The organism is Paenibacillus sp. VT-400 (assembly GCF_001029205.1).
Classification (GTDB): domain Bacteria; phylum Bacillota; class Bacilli; order Paenibacillales; family Paenibacillaceae; genus Paenibacillus; species Paenibacillus amylolyticus.
The window spans coordinates 1,958,343-1,975,237 of record NZ_LELF01000067.1 but is presented as its reverse complement, the minus strand read 5'-3'; the positions used below and the strand labels follow the sequence as shown (position 1 = coordinate 1,975,237).

The window sequence follows — 16,895 nt, the reverse complement described above, 5'->3', positions numbered from 1 at the left end:
TTTATTTTGAAAACAAAATATTTTAAAACCAAACGGAAATATTCAAAAGTCATTATAGATTGAACTATTTTATTAAAAAAACACCCTGACGTAACCGTCAGAGTGTTCCTGTTTCAACGGCGGATTAGAAAATCCCCGCTTTTTGAGAAGTGTTTTTAATACCATAGGTATCATTAACTACGGTGTTGCCAAAGCTCGTTAAGCTTCCGTTCGGACCTGTGGCCATGTCCAGATAGTTCAGACCGGAGCTGTTTCCGTACCAAGACCAGGCAAGCCAGCCTACCCCTTTTTCCTGACCATATCTCATGATGGCATACTCGTCCACATCACCGTTTGTGTGATATCCCCCGAATTCACCAATGATCAGAGCCAATCCTTTGTTCAGCACATTCTCCATATTGGCTTTGACCGTTGCAGCATCTTTGCCAGCATACTCATACATATGAATGGAGAAGACGGTATTTTTCTGAGAATCGGCTGCAAATACACTTTGTCCATAATCAACGATGGATTGAGGGAACTGTCCCCATCCGGCTGCATCCACAATTAGCGTATTTTTAATTCCCGCATTTCGGAGTTTCGGAATGGCTTTTTTGTAACCATCAGCCCACGCACTTCCATTCCACGTTCCATACCATTCATTGGCGATATTGACGATGACCCGATCTTCTTTGCCAATCAAAGCTTCCTTAATGCTAATCCAGTAGTTCACTGCCGCATCCAACGAATTATAGTCATCTTTCCCTGTGGCGTCATGCACCTCGAGTACAGCTATCATTTTATTTTGGTTAACCACATTAATAATATTTTTAACAGCGTTCAGATCATCTTTGGTGTACAGGCTACCATTCGAAAGAACAATGCGTACCGTATTGGCACCTGTTTTGGCGATTGCAGGGATAGCGGTATTCAAATCATTTTTGAACCAGGAATGTCCGTGATTAACACCTCTCATGACAAAAGCCTTGCCTGTGGAATCGTATAACTTGTTACCGCTTACATAAAATCCTGTAGCAGCAGATGCTTTGGGTGCTGCACTCCCTAATACCATGAACATGAGAGCAGCAATAACCGTGAAGATTGTACACTTTTTCAGATTAACCATTTGTTTGGAACCTCCTGTATTTGTTTTTTTATTTCAATTAACCCTGCTCTAGGCAAGAAGTTAACTAAAATCGTTGGTAATAGAAGTTTTTTGGTTAGTAAATAAACAACCAGTAACTTTACTATAGTTACATTATTTAGTTTAAATAAACTTTATCGTTAAGGTTATGAAGTTATAATAAATTGAAAACGCTTACCAGTCAAGATCTTTTTCCATGATTAGGAATCATTTTGTTTTAAATAACACAGCAAAAAAGGCTCTTTCCCCTCACAATCGTTCGGAGAAAGAACCCTCTGTATTATTAACGAAAGTTAACTCTTGTTTAACTCCTGATTTGACTAAGCGTCTTCCCTAAAACCCGCCAATACCAAACCAACCCGATACTGTGGTCTCACCCGAATTTCATTAAACTTTCCAATCTCCACGCCCTCAAACCGCTCCACATAAGCCTGATTCACATAACTCTCAGTCGTCCCTTTTCGAATTGGGGTTATAGACAGACGAAGCGCGTGATCAGCCAACAAATGACGGGATTGCTTCAAACCAAGCATCCAGCTGTGTCCATAGTGAATATGATCCGTTAACATCTGATGATGAATATGTGCTGTTGCAACGTCTCCTTCATAATCAATCTCAATCCACACGTCATCTACTTGTTCCGGCCACGCTGTGTCCAATCTCAGTGTTGCTACATACTCTTTCGGATAATCAACCTCTACAGCAGGCTCGTAAGGCGGAACTTGGAATGTATACGTACCGAATATTCCCTGCTTCGACTGGGATGACACAGCATATTTCGAAGCTGAAACATGCTCTGGAGCCGGATAAAAGGATACTTCCATCTCTGGTTGCTCCACAGATGTACATAGGAGCATCTCATTCTGTACATACAGATGACTGCTGCTAATTACAAGCCTTTCTTCTCCGCCCACACGGAAACGGTAGGCATGTAATGCCTCTTCACGGGTTAATGTAATGATACGTATGGCTGTACCGTCCGATGTTGTAATCCCCAGATGATGGTCCTTGCCGGCAATCGGATGTATCACAACTTCATTCCCCTGCTCTGATATTGTACCTTCGGGCATCTCCACATTTGTAACAGATGATGCATCAATAACATACTCAGGCATCATGCCTTCATGGGCATAAAAGACAGCCGTAAGCTCCTGATTTACCATAAATCGGGTCAGTGGCTGAACGGTAGCACTAATGATCTTCATTCCATTCAGATTCATATGGAAAGGCAGAATGGCTGCCATGCCGGATTTCAGCTGCATCGTTCCTTCTCTTGGGTATAAAACAGTCCCTTTGCTGGTATGAAGCTCCAATTGTATATCACGATCAGGCATCGCCACATGATCCTGATAATTATTCATGAACAGGAATCCCGAGCCATCTTGTTGGCGAACAGACCAACGCATATCCATCGTGTTCTCCGGTGTTATCGCATGTTGACCATCCGGTACAACACAGCCCATTGGTGCAAGTAACTCACCGTATGCTTCCAGGAACATGGACAAGGTACGAATGCGGTCATACGATTCACCAACACGTCCAAATTCCCCGAGTGGCGATTGGTAATCATACGTCATTTTCGGCAATGCCTGCTCGTTCATATATGAATTTTTGCCTATCGGATTGGTCCCCCCGTGATACATATAATATCCGACTAGATTACTGCCATTCGCCAGCTTCACAATGGTCATCGCCTCGACACTGTCCGCATCAACAACCGGCCGAGCGTGATAACTGACCTGCATGCCACCAGCAAGCTCGCAGTACGCAGCGGGGTACTCCAGACTGTCATAATCCACTTCTTCCACAGGATTCATATGCAGATCCCGGAACAAATACTCCCGGCTTGGAGGCTGATTGGGAATCCATGGTGTGTACGCATACCCCGCGAGCATCGGCAACGTTCCTTCTTCAGGCACGGCAGCATTGCCCCAGGCCGTGGCAGTATAGAACATCGGCTTCATACCGACTTCTTCGGCAATATGGCGAAGCATCTTCAGATGTTCTCGTCCATCCCGGCCGGAGGTAATGTATTTTTCGCGGGTATACCCCCATGCATCCATGGGTGCGCCAGCGTGCATATACTCATTTTCCAACTGTACCCCGATAACAGGGCCACCCTCCTGATAAAAGCAGCCGTTGAGCTGACGAGCAATCTCCCGGTATAATCGCTTGGCGTAATACAGATATCCTTCATCGTTCGACCTGACTTCGAATGGATAACTGAATAACCAATCCGGCATTCCACCATTACGCACTTCCCCATGACAGAATGGACCAATTCGTACGATCAGAGGCAGCTCATGTTTGCCACACAGATCCACAAAGTGCCGCAAATTCAGATTTCCTGACCAATTAAATTCGCCTTCCTGCTCCTCGTGAAAATTCCAGAAAACATAGGAAGCGACAATGCTCACCCCGCCTGCCTTCATCTTCAATAATTCTTCTGCCCACTGCAAGTAAGCAAATCTGGAGAAATGAAACTCACCTACCACCGGAATATGGGGTTTAGCATTACGAGTCATATAATAGTTGGTAAAATCATACGATTCCCCTCGTGGGCTTTCGCCGCCACTGCCAGTCATGCGACCCGTACGAATCTCTTTATCTTCCGCATCCAATATGAAACGAATCTGGCTACCTGCTATAGTATCATTCATGGATTATATAACTCCTTCGATATAAATGGGATGTGTTGAAACGATTATCAATTATCGATGGATGATTGCCCCTTGATGATTCGGGTTTTTCTCCAATATCCGCTCCAACTCAAGTTTGGCTTCACTTGTCCGCCCCAGCCCCAGAAGACCCAATGCCCGCATATACCTGCAATGTTCTTCATTTCGCTGATTGAGATCGTCGTCAAACACTAGGAAATCGGGCAGAGATACCGCAAAATAATCCATTCGGATGTGATCATGCATATGTCTTTCCGCATAGTCTATGAGTTTGTTAAAGCGTCGGTTTGCTTCCTTCACATTGCCAAGTTTCTGCCAGGCCAGACCCTGATAATAGATGGATTCCGGCGGTTGATCATTATAAAACATCGCGCTTGCCGGTTCATTCAAACCGATGGATGCTTTGTGGAAACTTTCCTCTGCCGACTGATTACTCTTCAGTTGCTGGTAGGCACAGCCAAGATAAAAGTAAACTGGGTTGTCTCCGGCTCCCTCCAATTTACCTTCACCTAAGTTCTCCGGGTAAACCAAAGCCTTCTTCAACAATTCCATTGCTAGTTCAGGTTGTTGTTTCTCCAGATTTCGCTTCGCCAGTTCCGTCAGTGCCGTAACATATTGTCCTGTTACCTTACCTTCTCCACCCTCCCATGGATGAAACCGCCGGGTCTGAAGGGCATTCCATGCTTCTTGATGACTACCTTGCATATTCAATAACGTCACCCACTCGATATAAAGATCATCACGGTGGTGAACCAACTCCATATGTTGTTCCAGCAATTTGACTCGATTCTCGCAGGAATACCCTATCTTCTTGTGCAATTGATCCAACTCGTAGAAGATTCGGGCATCCTGTGAATCCAACCGGAAAGCTTCCTCTAATGATGCCAGTGCAAGATCGGGGCGATTCAGCTTGTTATAATAAGCCAGTCCCAGATTCCGATGTACAGTCGAATATGCAGCATCCACCTCGCGTGAAGTTTCCCAATGGGTAATTGCTTCCTCGTAGCGTTTATGATCATATAACCAATTTCCCAGGTAATAGTGAGCACGCGCATCATTCGAATCCACTGCCAATGCATCCTGAAGCACCATGAATTCAAATAGCGTATTGGGAAAACAATAATCCGTTGGAGCAGCTTTCCCCTGCTTTTGACATTCCCGGGCCTGCTCCACATCCCCCAGCTGACGATACAAGTAGGCCTGAGCATAACCAACCATAGGATACGGCTGTGAATTTTCGGATTCAACATAAGAGAGTACCGTCAATGCTTCTTCCCACAATTCACAATCCGCGTAATCTGCGGCTAGATTCAGATAATTATAAACGTCTTCTCGCATCAGACGATGGAAATGCTCACGTGTTTGCCCCGCTTGTTCTCTCTCTGAAGGTGCAGTTGCTCCGCTGTAAATCAGGACTAATTCATGTGCGGCTCCAAATTCAACCGGGTCCAGTTCCAACGTTTCATACGCATATTGGATGGCCCTTTCATGCTGACCCAATCTACGCAGCAAAGCCACCTTCAGATGTCGAGCCTTATAATTTCTGGTGTTACGAATCAGCGAACGTTCGATGTGATCCAAAGCTTCGATGTACCGATGTTGCCCCGTATCGATCTGAGCAAGCATGTAATAACCTGTATCCTGATACTGTGCAGACCATACGGCTTTATACAGGGCTGCGTAGGCTTCTTCCTGTTTCCCTTGTAATTTCAAACTTAGACCGAGTTGGTAAAATGCTTCACTATCATATGGATTCGTATTTTTCCATGTCAGCGATTGTACTGCCTGTCTGAAATGCTTCTCTGCATCTTGAAACAGCCCTCTACGCAGCAGCAATGTGCCATACGCTATGTTTAGACGAATATCCGTTGCATCACGCTTCAAACCTTCCAGATAATAAGGTTCCGGTTCATACGTGGCATGCCGATATTGTTCCAAATGAAGACCCGCCAGATATAGTTGTTCATTCGTACGAATCTCGGATGGTAGCGGAAGTGGTGTGGCCGGATCTGGAACTTCCTGAATCTCAGAACGTTCAGGTTGATAGGCTACAAGTACTTTTCCTTCCGCAGTTCGAACACTTAACTTCACCTGATGCCATTCATCTTGTCCGCTCCACGGGAATGAAGATTTATATAGTTCCGTAGGTGAGATATTACATCTCTCGTGGAGATATACCATGGTTGGTCCTATCACTTCAACGGTCACTTGTTCAAAAACCGACGTCGCATATACCATCACGGTTACCATTCCGGTCGTTTCGTCCATTTCCAGATTAACCGCTGCATCAATCGTTGCATTTTTGACCATACCAATTCCTTTATACGGCATAAAATACTGCGAGAATGATTTCGCTTCATAGGGCTGTAACCACGTAAAATCAGGTTGATTATCGGTATAGATCCCGGTCATTAATTCAATATAAGGTCCATCCTCGTCCGTTAACTGACGATCCCAGGCTTGCCCGAATTCCCCGTTCCCCCAGGTCCATTGCTTCTTGCCCGGAGAAATATGATGATTGGCTACATGCAACAAACCTGCCTGAATCCCATGGTCATAACCCCCTACAAAATTATAATCCGACTTATACGCCATATAGGATGTTGGAACCGGTATGTTTTTGTATCGCGAGATATCCACACCTTCGGAATAGTCCATCTTGTAATAGGTGCCGGTTGCGATGGGAAAGCGGGATACGTCCCGTTTTCCATGGTCCAGCACAGCCGTTACATCAGGTGGAAACACGGATTGCGTATGATCGTTGACAGCTACAGCCGGGTTGGCCCACCATAGAAAAGTTTGAGGTGCGCTGGTGCGATTGTATACCTCGGCATGGATTTCAAGATAGGCTTTGCCGGGATGCAATGTGAAGCCAGCGGTCATTTTGGTACCATACATGCGGTCAATCTCACCCACCCACACGGTAGCGCTTCCATCTTGATTACTGCCAAATGTATAATCGACTGGACCAAACGTGTTGGGCCGATGATGCTGTGGCCAGTTGAATTCAATTCCTCCGGAAATCCATGGCCCTGCCAGACCCACGAGCGCAGGTTTAATCACCCGGTTATAATATACAAAATCGTAGTTGTTGGTCCGATCCAGCGCACGATAGATCCGTCCACCCAGTTCGGGCATCATCTCGATACGTACATATTCATTTTCGAGAATAACTAATCGATACGACTTCATTTTGGCCTCATCTTCAATGCTGTCGATCACGGGATGCGGGTACACCTTACCCGAACTCCCCTGGTAGATTCTCTTTTCAAGAAACATCGGATTTTTGTCCGGTTTACCTGTACCATAGGTTGGAATATCTCTGGTTTCTTCCCATATGCGAACATTTGATTTCGCTGTTACGTGATTCAATTCCCTCACTCCTCGGCCTCGTATATATTGTGATCATACGCTCCGACATGCAGGAAGAACATTGACATTAAGCGGTTCTTGATGGACGATCTTCGGATTCCCCCATAACCAAAGAGAGCACCTATCCACTGAATAATGCAGTGAAAGGTACTCTCTGATCAATCTTGATTAACTTATCTGCGACGTGCAAAATCCACAAATCTGAACTTGTCCGGTCGGTGCCTCGACTCCGTATACTGAAATTGACTGGCATCCTCTAGGTAGACTTGGCTCCTCACCACAACTACATTGTGGAAACCTTCAAGGTCAAGTAGTTCCCTGTCCTCTGCGGTGGGTTCTTCCACCAAAATCTCTTTTTTGGCAAACGAAATCGAAAGCCCCAGCTCTTGCTCAATGTACTGATAGATGGAATCATTACAGATCTCTTTGCTGAGCCCAGGAACAAGCCGCTGGCTAATGTAATCTTTGTCCAGTATGACCTGCTCTCCATCCACTTTGCGCACACGTCTGATCTCCCAGACCTGTTCATTCAGACCAAAGTTAATCTTCTTGTGCAACGCCTGATCGACCTGTTGCTCCTCAAAAACCTTCACATACGTTTGAGCACGATGTCCCATTTTTTTGGCTAATTCCTTGAAACTAACCAGACCTGAGATGGGAAAATCGATCTTGCGTATGTCCAGTACAATCGAGCCCTTGCCTTGAATCTTCTGAATGTAACCTTCTTCGTACAACATTTTCAATGCTTTGCGAATAGTCTCTCGAGACGTTTGATAACTTTCCGATAGATCCAGTTCCGATTGAAGTAACGTCCCTGCCTCAATCTCTCCGGTCCGAATACGATCTGCAATATCTTCATATATCCGGATAAATTTATTATTCATTATTCATCACCATTGTTCATTACCCTTTTTTATCATATTGGCAACTATTATAACATTAAAAACCAATCAAGCGGTAATGTCGTTACTGCCGATGATTGCAGTAACACATGTAAGAATCAATTCAATCTAGATATGACGATCGAACGCTGACGCTTTCTCCACTTGATCTGTACGCTTCTCATCCATGACTTGAATTAGCTTATTTAAACGGAAGATCAGCGCTGCAGCTTCGGATCTACTTAAGTGCTGCATGGGACGGAAGCTGCCGTCTTCATATCCTGTAATCATGTACAAACCTGCAAGTTCCTGCACTTCTTCTTTGGCCCAATTAGATACATCAGTCTGGTCGGTAAACGCTTTTGGGGAAGTCAGCGGTTCCGGTCTGATTTTACGGACAACATTAGCTATAATCTTGGATGCCTGTTCCCGTGTCACCAGCGCATGTGGAGCGAATTTCCTATTCCCCATGCCTTGAACCATCTCATGGTGAACGGCTGCCTTAATCTCAGGAGCAAACCAATCCTCATCGTTCACATCCTGAAATCCATGTTGTTCATTAACCGTTGTGTCCACACCCATCAGACGCACGATTAATGCGGTAAATTCTGCACGCGTGATCGGACGGCGTGGCTCGAAGCGAGTTTCACTTACACCTTGAATGATATTTTGTTCCGCCAGCCAGGTGATCTGATCTTTATTGAATGTTTGGCTGATATCAATAAATTTGATAATTTTTTTCACAGGTACATCAGGCTGCTCAGACGGTTCTGGTTGTGAACTCACCTCATCGGCTTGTTCCGATGTACCGTTTGGACTCGGGGTTGCACCGCCACCGCTCCAGGCGGATGGTGGATACGGAAAAGTCATGGCTGCTGCCCGTTTTCTTTCACTTTTTTCACCTGCTGAATTCTCCGTCCATACTTCCACCTCATAATGCTGCTCGGCATTCAGTCCTGTCCATACATGACTGCGCTGCGTGCCACGGTAGATCTCACGATCTTTATGGGTGATCACAATCACCTCATTCATTGAATCCAGTTCCCAAGTTAGCTTAATCGTACTTGTGCCTTGCGCTACGGCTGCAACTGTCAGATCCTCGGAAGGCAACGTCTCGAATTCCGGAACCAGGAGCGCCTCACCCTCCCCTGCCTCATTAAATGGAACAATTGCAAAGTCAGTATAACGCTCTGCACTGATTAATTCAGACACATGTATTGATGTCTCCGTTGTTGTTCCCACAAGCTCTTCATTTCGATAGATTCGATAACCCGCAGCACCAGGAATCAGTTCCCATGCGATGTCTGCACCATACATGGAACGCCCCTCTACTACAGGAAGTGAAGCAGCACTACCGGGCAAAGTCATGGCATGAAGGTAATAACCACCATCACTACTGCCCGAGGCATTCATGGTCTTCACTATATAGATATAGTTCACGCCCGGTTCGAGTTCCTTGTCGTCATAGAACAGTTCGTCTGCAGGAACACGAGCAACCTCCACACCATCACGCTCAATGATAAACAACTCGGCACCTTCGACCCGGCTCTGTTCCAATAGAAGACGAATGTGATCCTTCGCTGAATTAAACTCTACTTTGACAGGAGCTACTGGTTTGGTCAGAACGGAATACGCCAGCTTCTCCGATGCATCTCCCTGATCATTCTCTGTGTAGATTTCAATCGAGTACTGTTTGCCTGCATCCAGTTGATCAACAATAAACTCTTTTTGTTTGCCTCGGTATACTTCTGTACCATCCAGTAATATAACGAAAGTTTCGTTCCCATAAGGGAAGTCCCATTCCAGTTTCGCATGATCTGTCTCGGGGTATATCTTCATTTCCAGTGAATCCACATGAGGCAAGGTGTAAAAAGGAGTCACGATCATTGGACTTCCTGAACCAGCCGTATTATAAGGAATAATCTGTATCTGATCATATCGGGTTGCACTCTCCAGATGAGTTAATCTCACCTCTGTGATATCCCCTTCTTCAATCGTGGTGAACATCTGATCTCCGATACGTATGGTATATCCCTCCGCACCTTGTACCTTTGGCCAAGAGATCAATCCCTCTTTTTCCCCAATCTTGCTTGCATGTAAAGGTTCATGAATGATCGCAGGCAACGTTCGCAAGTGAACTTCGAAACCGGAATCACTCTCTCCCGTTGCATTGGATGTTTTGATGGTATACGTGTAATGCTCTCCTGGTGTCAGTCCAAGATCTTCAAATGAAGCTTGATCTGCTGGAACCTTAGCGACTTCAACACCATCCCGCATAATGATGAATTGCTCTGCTCCCCGTGTTGAGCTTCCAGTCAGGTCCAATACCGCAGTCTTATCTGTGATGTGTGTTATGCCTGCCGTCTGAGGTGATATGGGTTTCGTTAAAACTTGAATCTGAATAGACTCTGACCGATGCCCATCTTCATTAATCGCAACAAGTTCGAATTCATACGCTGTGCCATCCAGCATACTATTGAGATGTACAGACGGTTCAGACACGCTCTGCACATCTCCCGTTACCCGATTACGAATCTCATATGCTGCTGCTCCCTGAACAACATCCCAAGCCAGATCCACCACATGTGTTCCGGCTTTCACTGTTATACTTTCTGCAACCAATGGCAACGTTTGAGTCATTACACTGAAAGTAAGCGGCGCACTCGTTCCACTCGTATTGACTGCCCGAATCACATAAGTGTATTTCGTTCCTGGCAACAGATCCTTGTCTACGAAATGGGTTTCACTTGAATCCATCTGAGTGATCTCTCTTCCATCCCTTTCAATGACATAATGATCTGCCCCTTGGACACCAGTGTTACTGAAATCCAGACCCAGGCTGTTTTTTGCCACATCATATACCGCAATCTTAACGGGTTTCTCAGGCAAAGTCAGCAGAGATACATCCGTCGCTTCAGAACGAGTTCCCTGTCTGTTGACCGCCCATAGTTGATAGCGATGCCACGTTCCATCCTTGAGTCCTGTAATCGTTGCTTCATTCTCCATTCCTCTATAGATCTCCTTACCATTCTGCTCAATCACGTATTCAGCGGCACCTTTCACGACAGACCAGGAAACTTTTGCATGATGTACTCCTGAATCAACAAGTACTTCGGCAGGCGACACAGGTTTGGACAATCGGATGAGCTGAGCTGTTTCACCTGATCCAGAAGCATTCACAGCCTGAACTTCCAAAGCGTACTCTGTACCTGGCAACAATCCCTCAAGCATGTAGGCCAGTTCTGATGTTCTACCCATTTCTGTTCCATTGATTTTCACAATATAGAGATTCGCCGTATCTACAGCTTGCCAAGCAAGTCCCATACTTGTCTCACCAGTCGATGTGACATTAAGTCCTTCCGGCCTGCTAGGTAGCGTAAGAATTGTACTACTGGTGGATACACCGTACCCGGCAGCATTGCCCGCCTGTACTTCATAAGTATACTCACGACTGCTTGACAGGTGGTGAACTGCGAGTTGTGTATCTGATATCTCATGGCTATGTCCATCGATGACCACCCGATATTTCGTTGCCCCAGCTACAGGTTCCCAGCTCAAGATTGCTCCCTGTTCAGTTACTTGAACAACGTGAAGTCCCGACGGGCTCTCTGGTAACGTTGTTCCTGATACCGAACTTCGCATCCCCTGACCACTTCCGTTCACTGCTTGTACATCCAGTTGATAAGATGTTCCTGAACTCAGTCCCGCAAAGACCCATTCTTGGTTTCCAGCAGGAACCGTTCCCGACTTCTCTCCATTCAACCATAACTCATAACGATCGGCTCCTCGTACTGCTTCCCAATTCAGACGAAGGCTCCCTGTGGAAGCATCTGATACCTGTAAGCCGGACACCTGCCCAGGTAAAGTCTTGAGCAAAGGTAATCCTGCCAACGGTCCTGTTCCTGTCTCATTTCCGGCTATTAACGTATAGCTGTACTCCGTTCCGCTATCCAGACCCGAGTCCATATACTCCGTCTGCTCTCCTTCATATATGGCTGTTCCATCGCGTGAAAGCCCATAATACGTTGCAGAAGTTACTGTCTCCCACGTTAATGAAATATCATGCTCCTGAATTTGAACGGCCATAAACTCACCGGGCATTGCCGGCAGTGTGAGAAATCCGGTCCTATTGCTACCACCTGCGCCAGTTTCATTCATTGCGGTTACCGAGATGTTATGAATGGTTCCTGGAACGAGGTTGCTGACATAGGGAAGGCTGCCAGGATCAGATACCGCCTGATCAAATACGATTGCACCGTCTGAAGTAGTCGCAATAATGCGGTAAGCATCTGCTCCTCGTACTGGATCAAATTGAATTTCGGCCAAATTGGGCTGTGAATCTACTTTTCGAACGTGCAACGTTCCGGGAGCTGCCGGGGTAGTTAATACTTGAACACTTACTGCATCACTTACTCCGGTATGGTTTCTCACTCTAACTTCATATTCATAGACCTGACCACCGCTTAGGGAGTGATCGATTATACTGTGGTTAGGAAAATCGAGTGTCCATGACTGCCCTGTAGTTTTGTTCGTTATCTCATACTGATATCCATCGGTATACCTTTCCCCAGTTGGCAAATCCACTGTAAGTTCAGCTGAAGTCTCAGCGATCTGTGTCGTTTTCACATGAGTCGGTTGCTGGGGCTTGCGTTGAATAAGGTAAGGTGATGATGTTGTCTCATATGTATTCCCTGCTCTGTCCATGGTTTTCGCATGGATGTACCATATACCTTCCGATTCGATGGATATTTTATGCTGGTCAGAGCGAGCTTCAAGCCAATGCTCCGGTGATTCTGCACTGTTCGTAACTTGATAGAATCGTTCCAGTTCCTGAATGCCTGAGTGGGCGTCGGCATACTGAATGGTAGTGGATATATCCATGTCCGTCCAGCCATGTCCGTTCGGGGCAAATGTTATCGTTGGAGCCATCTGATCCACATAGGCGATTCGACTCACTTCCTTGCTCACATTACCAACGGTATCTCTTGCTCGGGCCCGAATGGTGGTAGCGCCGTTTGTACTAACTGTACCGCTACTTCCTGTCATATACGGGGCATCATTCATGCTGTATTCATAGGATATCGCTTGTTCATCCACACTTCCAGCGATAGTGAATTTTACATGTTCTTTACTCCATCCAGAAGGACTTATACTAATCACCGGCTCGGTTGGAGCTGTCGTGTCGATTCGAACCGTAGCCTGAGCGGATGTGCTTATATTGCCTACACGGTCAAGTGAGCGTGCATATAGGATCGTTTCTCCCTCATCGGTAACCGTCACTTCGCCCGTGTAATCGATCCAGGGACCTTCTTTGTTAAGTCGATATTGACTCTTGGCAAGCCCACTGCCTGCATCTTCACCACTGTTTATTGCAAAAGTTACATCCTGATTCGTCCAATCCTCTTCACTTAACGTAATCGTTGGTTGCTCAGGCCCAGTCTTGTCGATTCTGGCTGTTGCCGAAGTGGAAGCACTGACATTGGCGGCCCGATCAACACTTCGTGCGTAAATCTCGGTTATCCCTTCTTCACTTAGTGTAAGAGGAGCCTTATAGTCGATCCATTCTCCCTCACTTCCCAGCTTATATTGTGTCAGACCAATGCCACTTGCTTCGTCCGTACCCTCCGTTAATGTCACGATTACCGCCGCTTTTGTCCAATCGGGCGGATTCAGCGAGATGACGGGAGGCGTTGGTGCCGTCCGATCTACTCTGGCTGTCACAGCCGTTTCCTGTCCTGTATTACCAAACGCATCAATACTGCGTGCCATAACAGTTGTGTTGCCTTCACTGTTTACGGTAAACGGATCGCTATATTCACGCCATTCTCCTGCCGGACCGACTTTAACTTCAGTCTTCTGAGTTCCGCTCAAAGCATCCTTGCCTTCTTCAACCGTGACCAGAACATCTTCCTTGGTCCAAGTGGATGGAGTGACTGTAACGGAAGGAGCAGTTGGACCCGTTGTATCCTTAATCATCTCTCCAGCGGATATAAACGGGGTCTGTATCCCTTCACCATTCAGTGCCGCCACAAATACTTCATATTTTCCGTCCGCGAGTCCAGTCAGGGCAAACGCTGTACGTGTGGAAGTTGTTGTTCCCGTTGCGAGGACTTGCCCACCTGGACTGCGTATTTCCGTTTTGTATTGGGTGCCCGCAGGATTGCTATTATTATTCCAACTAGCTGTAACACAGTTGCCTGATTGTGTCACAGCCGCAGCAGCGGGTGGATTGGCCAATGTATATTTGGTGGATGGACTGGAGTACCCCGTGAAGGAACCACTTGAGTTTTTGGCACGTACAGCAAAAGAATAACTCGTATTCGGAGTGAGTCCAGTAACCTGCCGACTGTTTAATATACCTGTATCCACGATTTGATTCGTCGTCATATTTTTCAGTTCATACGTTACGGATGCATCATTCGCCTTCTTATCCCAATTTACCGTCAAGTTATTAGAATTAACCAATGTGTATGTCGGCGTTCCGGGCACAACAAAACTCCTTACCGTGAAGTTAACGGTTCCTGCCGAGGATACCCCACCTTTGTCGTCCATGACCCATACTTGCAAAGTGTGTGTGCCATCTGGCAGGGTGTCAGGCAATGTGTAATTGGTGTTGAAAGACTGATTCGAACCCGTTGCAGTCATCTGAGTCAAAATGTTCTCAGACCCACCATCAATGGACCATTTCACGGTCAACAGGTCGCCTACATCCGTATCTCGCGTTGTACCAGAGATCTGAAGTTGCTCGCCTTTGTAATACGTTTGCCCCGAAGAAGGAGCCGTTAGTGTAAATGAAGGCGGAACGTTCTGAGGGCCGATTCCCACGATCGTTGAAAATTTGCGTGAAGCCTGATTCGCTGTTGCTTTGGCATTCCACCAGAATTGTGCAGCTGTATCACTAGCCGTAACGGTCTGGCCTGGAGTGAATGACGAAGGTGAAGAACCCCCTGTTAGCTGCGCATTGTCCGGACCGCTGTACTGTCCCATGTATATGCGATCTGCATTCACAACATTGTACGTATTCGCATAAAAAGCCGTGACCTGAACGCCGCCGCTGTAATTGCGCCATCCATTCTCGATGACTTCAAACGGAGATGCATCATTGCCATTCACCATCGTATCCCAATAAAATGTTCCACCCAAATTCAGTGCCGATCCGCTGCGGTTGATAGCTTCCAGTTCAACCTTCATATACCCACCTTGTGAGGTAGCATTAACGATAGATACACGCAAAATATATTCGACATTGTCCTTTTGCCGGGACATCTCAATCACATTATTGTTAATTCGGTAATAATTAAGCGGCAATGTTTTGAAATTCACGGGTGATCCATTATGGTCGATAATCGTAGATACATTCCCTGTATCACCACCGTAAAATACATTTGTGTTTGGTAGTAATACAATTCTGTATTTACCGTCACTGTTCATCTCCACTTTCACCTTGGAGGACTGTACAGCCTTCATGCTGGACGTGTCGGATACAATCCCGATTGTTTCAACCGTTTCAGCCATTACCGTCGTTGCGCCCCATTCAAGCAAAAGGGCTTGTGGTGATAATAACGCAAATGCCAGTACCACTTTGGTTAACTGTTCCGCTTGTTTCTTCACACGTTTTCCTGATTTCTTCAACGTCTACTCTCCTTTTTGGCACACAAAAAAAAGGAGGCACCCCAACAAAGGAACGATGTCCTAAGTTGGGGTGCCTCCCCTAACAAGTGTCATTTTTTCTTGATTATAACGATTAAGCGCATGAATGTAAACACTTGATCATGAACGCCTTACTTCTCATTTTTCATCTCTGATCTTTAATAACGCTTCATCCAATGCACCAACGACCTTGTCAGACCATACATCAAATTCCGGATCTTCGGTCTGTAACTCAGGATGCGCCAGAATGTGCTCAATCGTACGTCGAATGCCCTGATCGGCTCTTGTCGTTGCTACAAATTCCGGAACAAGCCGCTTCAGCTTGCTGTTATCAAACACAACGGTATTGGCTTTGTCACCCAGCAATCCGCCGCGAAGATCCTGATCACTGCATGCTGCCAAGAACTCAGAGGGTACATGTACCGCATGAAGCTTAACACCCAACACGCCAGCTATAATCTCATGAATCTGATTCCAGGTGACGGATTCATCTGAGGTGATATGTACCGATTCACCAATGGCATGGATATTTCCCATCAGCCCGATAAACCCTTTGGCAAAATCAGTATTGTGCGTGATGGTCCACAGTGAGGTGCCATCTCCGTGGATGATAACGGGTTTGCCTTCACGGATACGCTTGAGAACCTGCCAGCTGCCTTGAGCACCATGAACACCCAGAGGTACCGATTTGTCGCCATACGTATGGCTCGGACGCACGATGGTCACAGGAAACCCATGCTCGCGGTATTGTTTCATCAGATAGTCTTCACAGGCAATCTTGTTGCGTGAATACTCCCAATATGGATTCGATAAGGGCGTCCCTTCCGTGATCCGGTAATCAGCCAAAGGTGTCTGATACGCCGATGCTGAACTTATAAAAATAAACTGCTTGGTTTTATCCTTGAACAAACGGTAATCTCGCTCCAATTGAGACGGTACAAAAGCGATAAAATCCGCCACAACATCAAATTCCAGCTCAGCTATCAGTTCCGCTACACGTGCCTCGTCATTAATATCCGCTTGAAGTACCTTGACCTCACTAGGTAAGTCATCGTTCTGATTGCCGCGATTAATTAAATAAAGTTCACAGCCTTGCTGTGCAAGCATCTCCGTAATGGCCGTACTGATGGTGCCTGTCCCTCCAATAAATAGCGCTTTCATTTCGCCACCTCCTGATCGATTTTACCCACT

General features: G+C 46.2%; 6 protein-coding genes. All 6 read right to left on the bottom strand.

The window, feature by feature from the left end; translation table 11 throughout:
• Positions 1-124 precede the first annotated feature (124 nt).
• Entirely contained in the window at positions 125-1,057 is a 933-nt protein-coding gene (locus EL84_RS19535) for a glycoside hydrolase family 5 protein (protein WP_370739085.1), read from the bottom strand.
• A gap of 386 nt (positions 1,058-1,443) precedes the next feature.
• Positions 1,444-3,783: a beta-galactosidase gene (locus EL84_RS19530; RefSeq protein WP_047842760.1), complete on the bottom strand. Its 2,340-nt coding sequence runs from the start codon at positions 3,781-3,783 to the stop codon at positions 1,444-1,446.
• A gap of 51 nt (positions 3,784-3,834) precedes the next feature.
• Positions 3,835-7,173 (bottom strand): DUF5107 domain-containing protein, encoded by a 3,339-nt coding sequence (locus tag EL84_RS19525; RefSeq protein WP_047842759.1) that lies wholly within the window; start codon positions 7,171-7,173, stop codon positions 3,835-3,837.
• Between the two features lie 173 nt (positions 7,174-7,346).
• Entirely contained in the window at positions 7,347-8,057 is a 711-nt protein-coding gene (gene treR, locus EL84_RS19520) for a trehalose operon repressor (protein ID WP_047842758.1), read from the bottom strand.
• A gap of 126 nt (positions 8,058-8,183) precedes the next feature.
• Positions 8,184-15,686, bottom strand: a complete 7,503-nt coding sequence (locus tag EL84_RS19515; protein WP_047842757.1) for a fibronectin type III domain-containing protein — start codon at positions 15,684-15,686, stop codon at positions 8,184-8,186.
• A 156-nt stretch (positions 15,687-15,842) separates the two neighbouring features.
• Positions 15,843-16,865 (bottom strand): SDR family oxidoreductase, encoded by a 1,023-nt coding sequence (locus EL84_RS19510; RefSeq protein ID WP_047842756.1) that lies wholly within the window; start codon positions 16,863-16,865, stop codon positions 15,843-15,845.
• Between the last annotated feature and the right edge of the window lie 30 nt (positions 16,866-16,895).

Coding starts and splice junctions, on each gene's coding strand:
- EL84_RS19510 (WP_047842756.1), bottom strand. CDS start 16,865: ATGAAAGCGCTATTTATTGGAGGGACAGGCACCATCAGTACGGCCATT.
- treR (WP_047842758.1), bottom strand. CDS start 8,057: ATGAATAATAAATTTATCCGGATATATGAAGATATTGCAGATCGTATT.
- EL84_RS19535 (WP_370739085.1), bottom strand. CDS start 1,057: ATGTTCATGGTATTAGGGAGTGCAGCACCCAAAGCATCTGCTGCTACA.
- EL84_RS19530 (WP_047842760.1), bottom strand. CDS start 3,783: ATGAATGATACTATAGCAGGTAGCCAGATTCGTTTCATATTGGATGCG.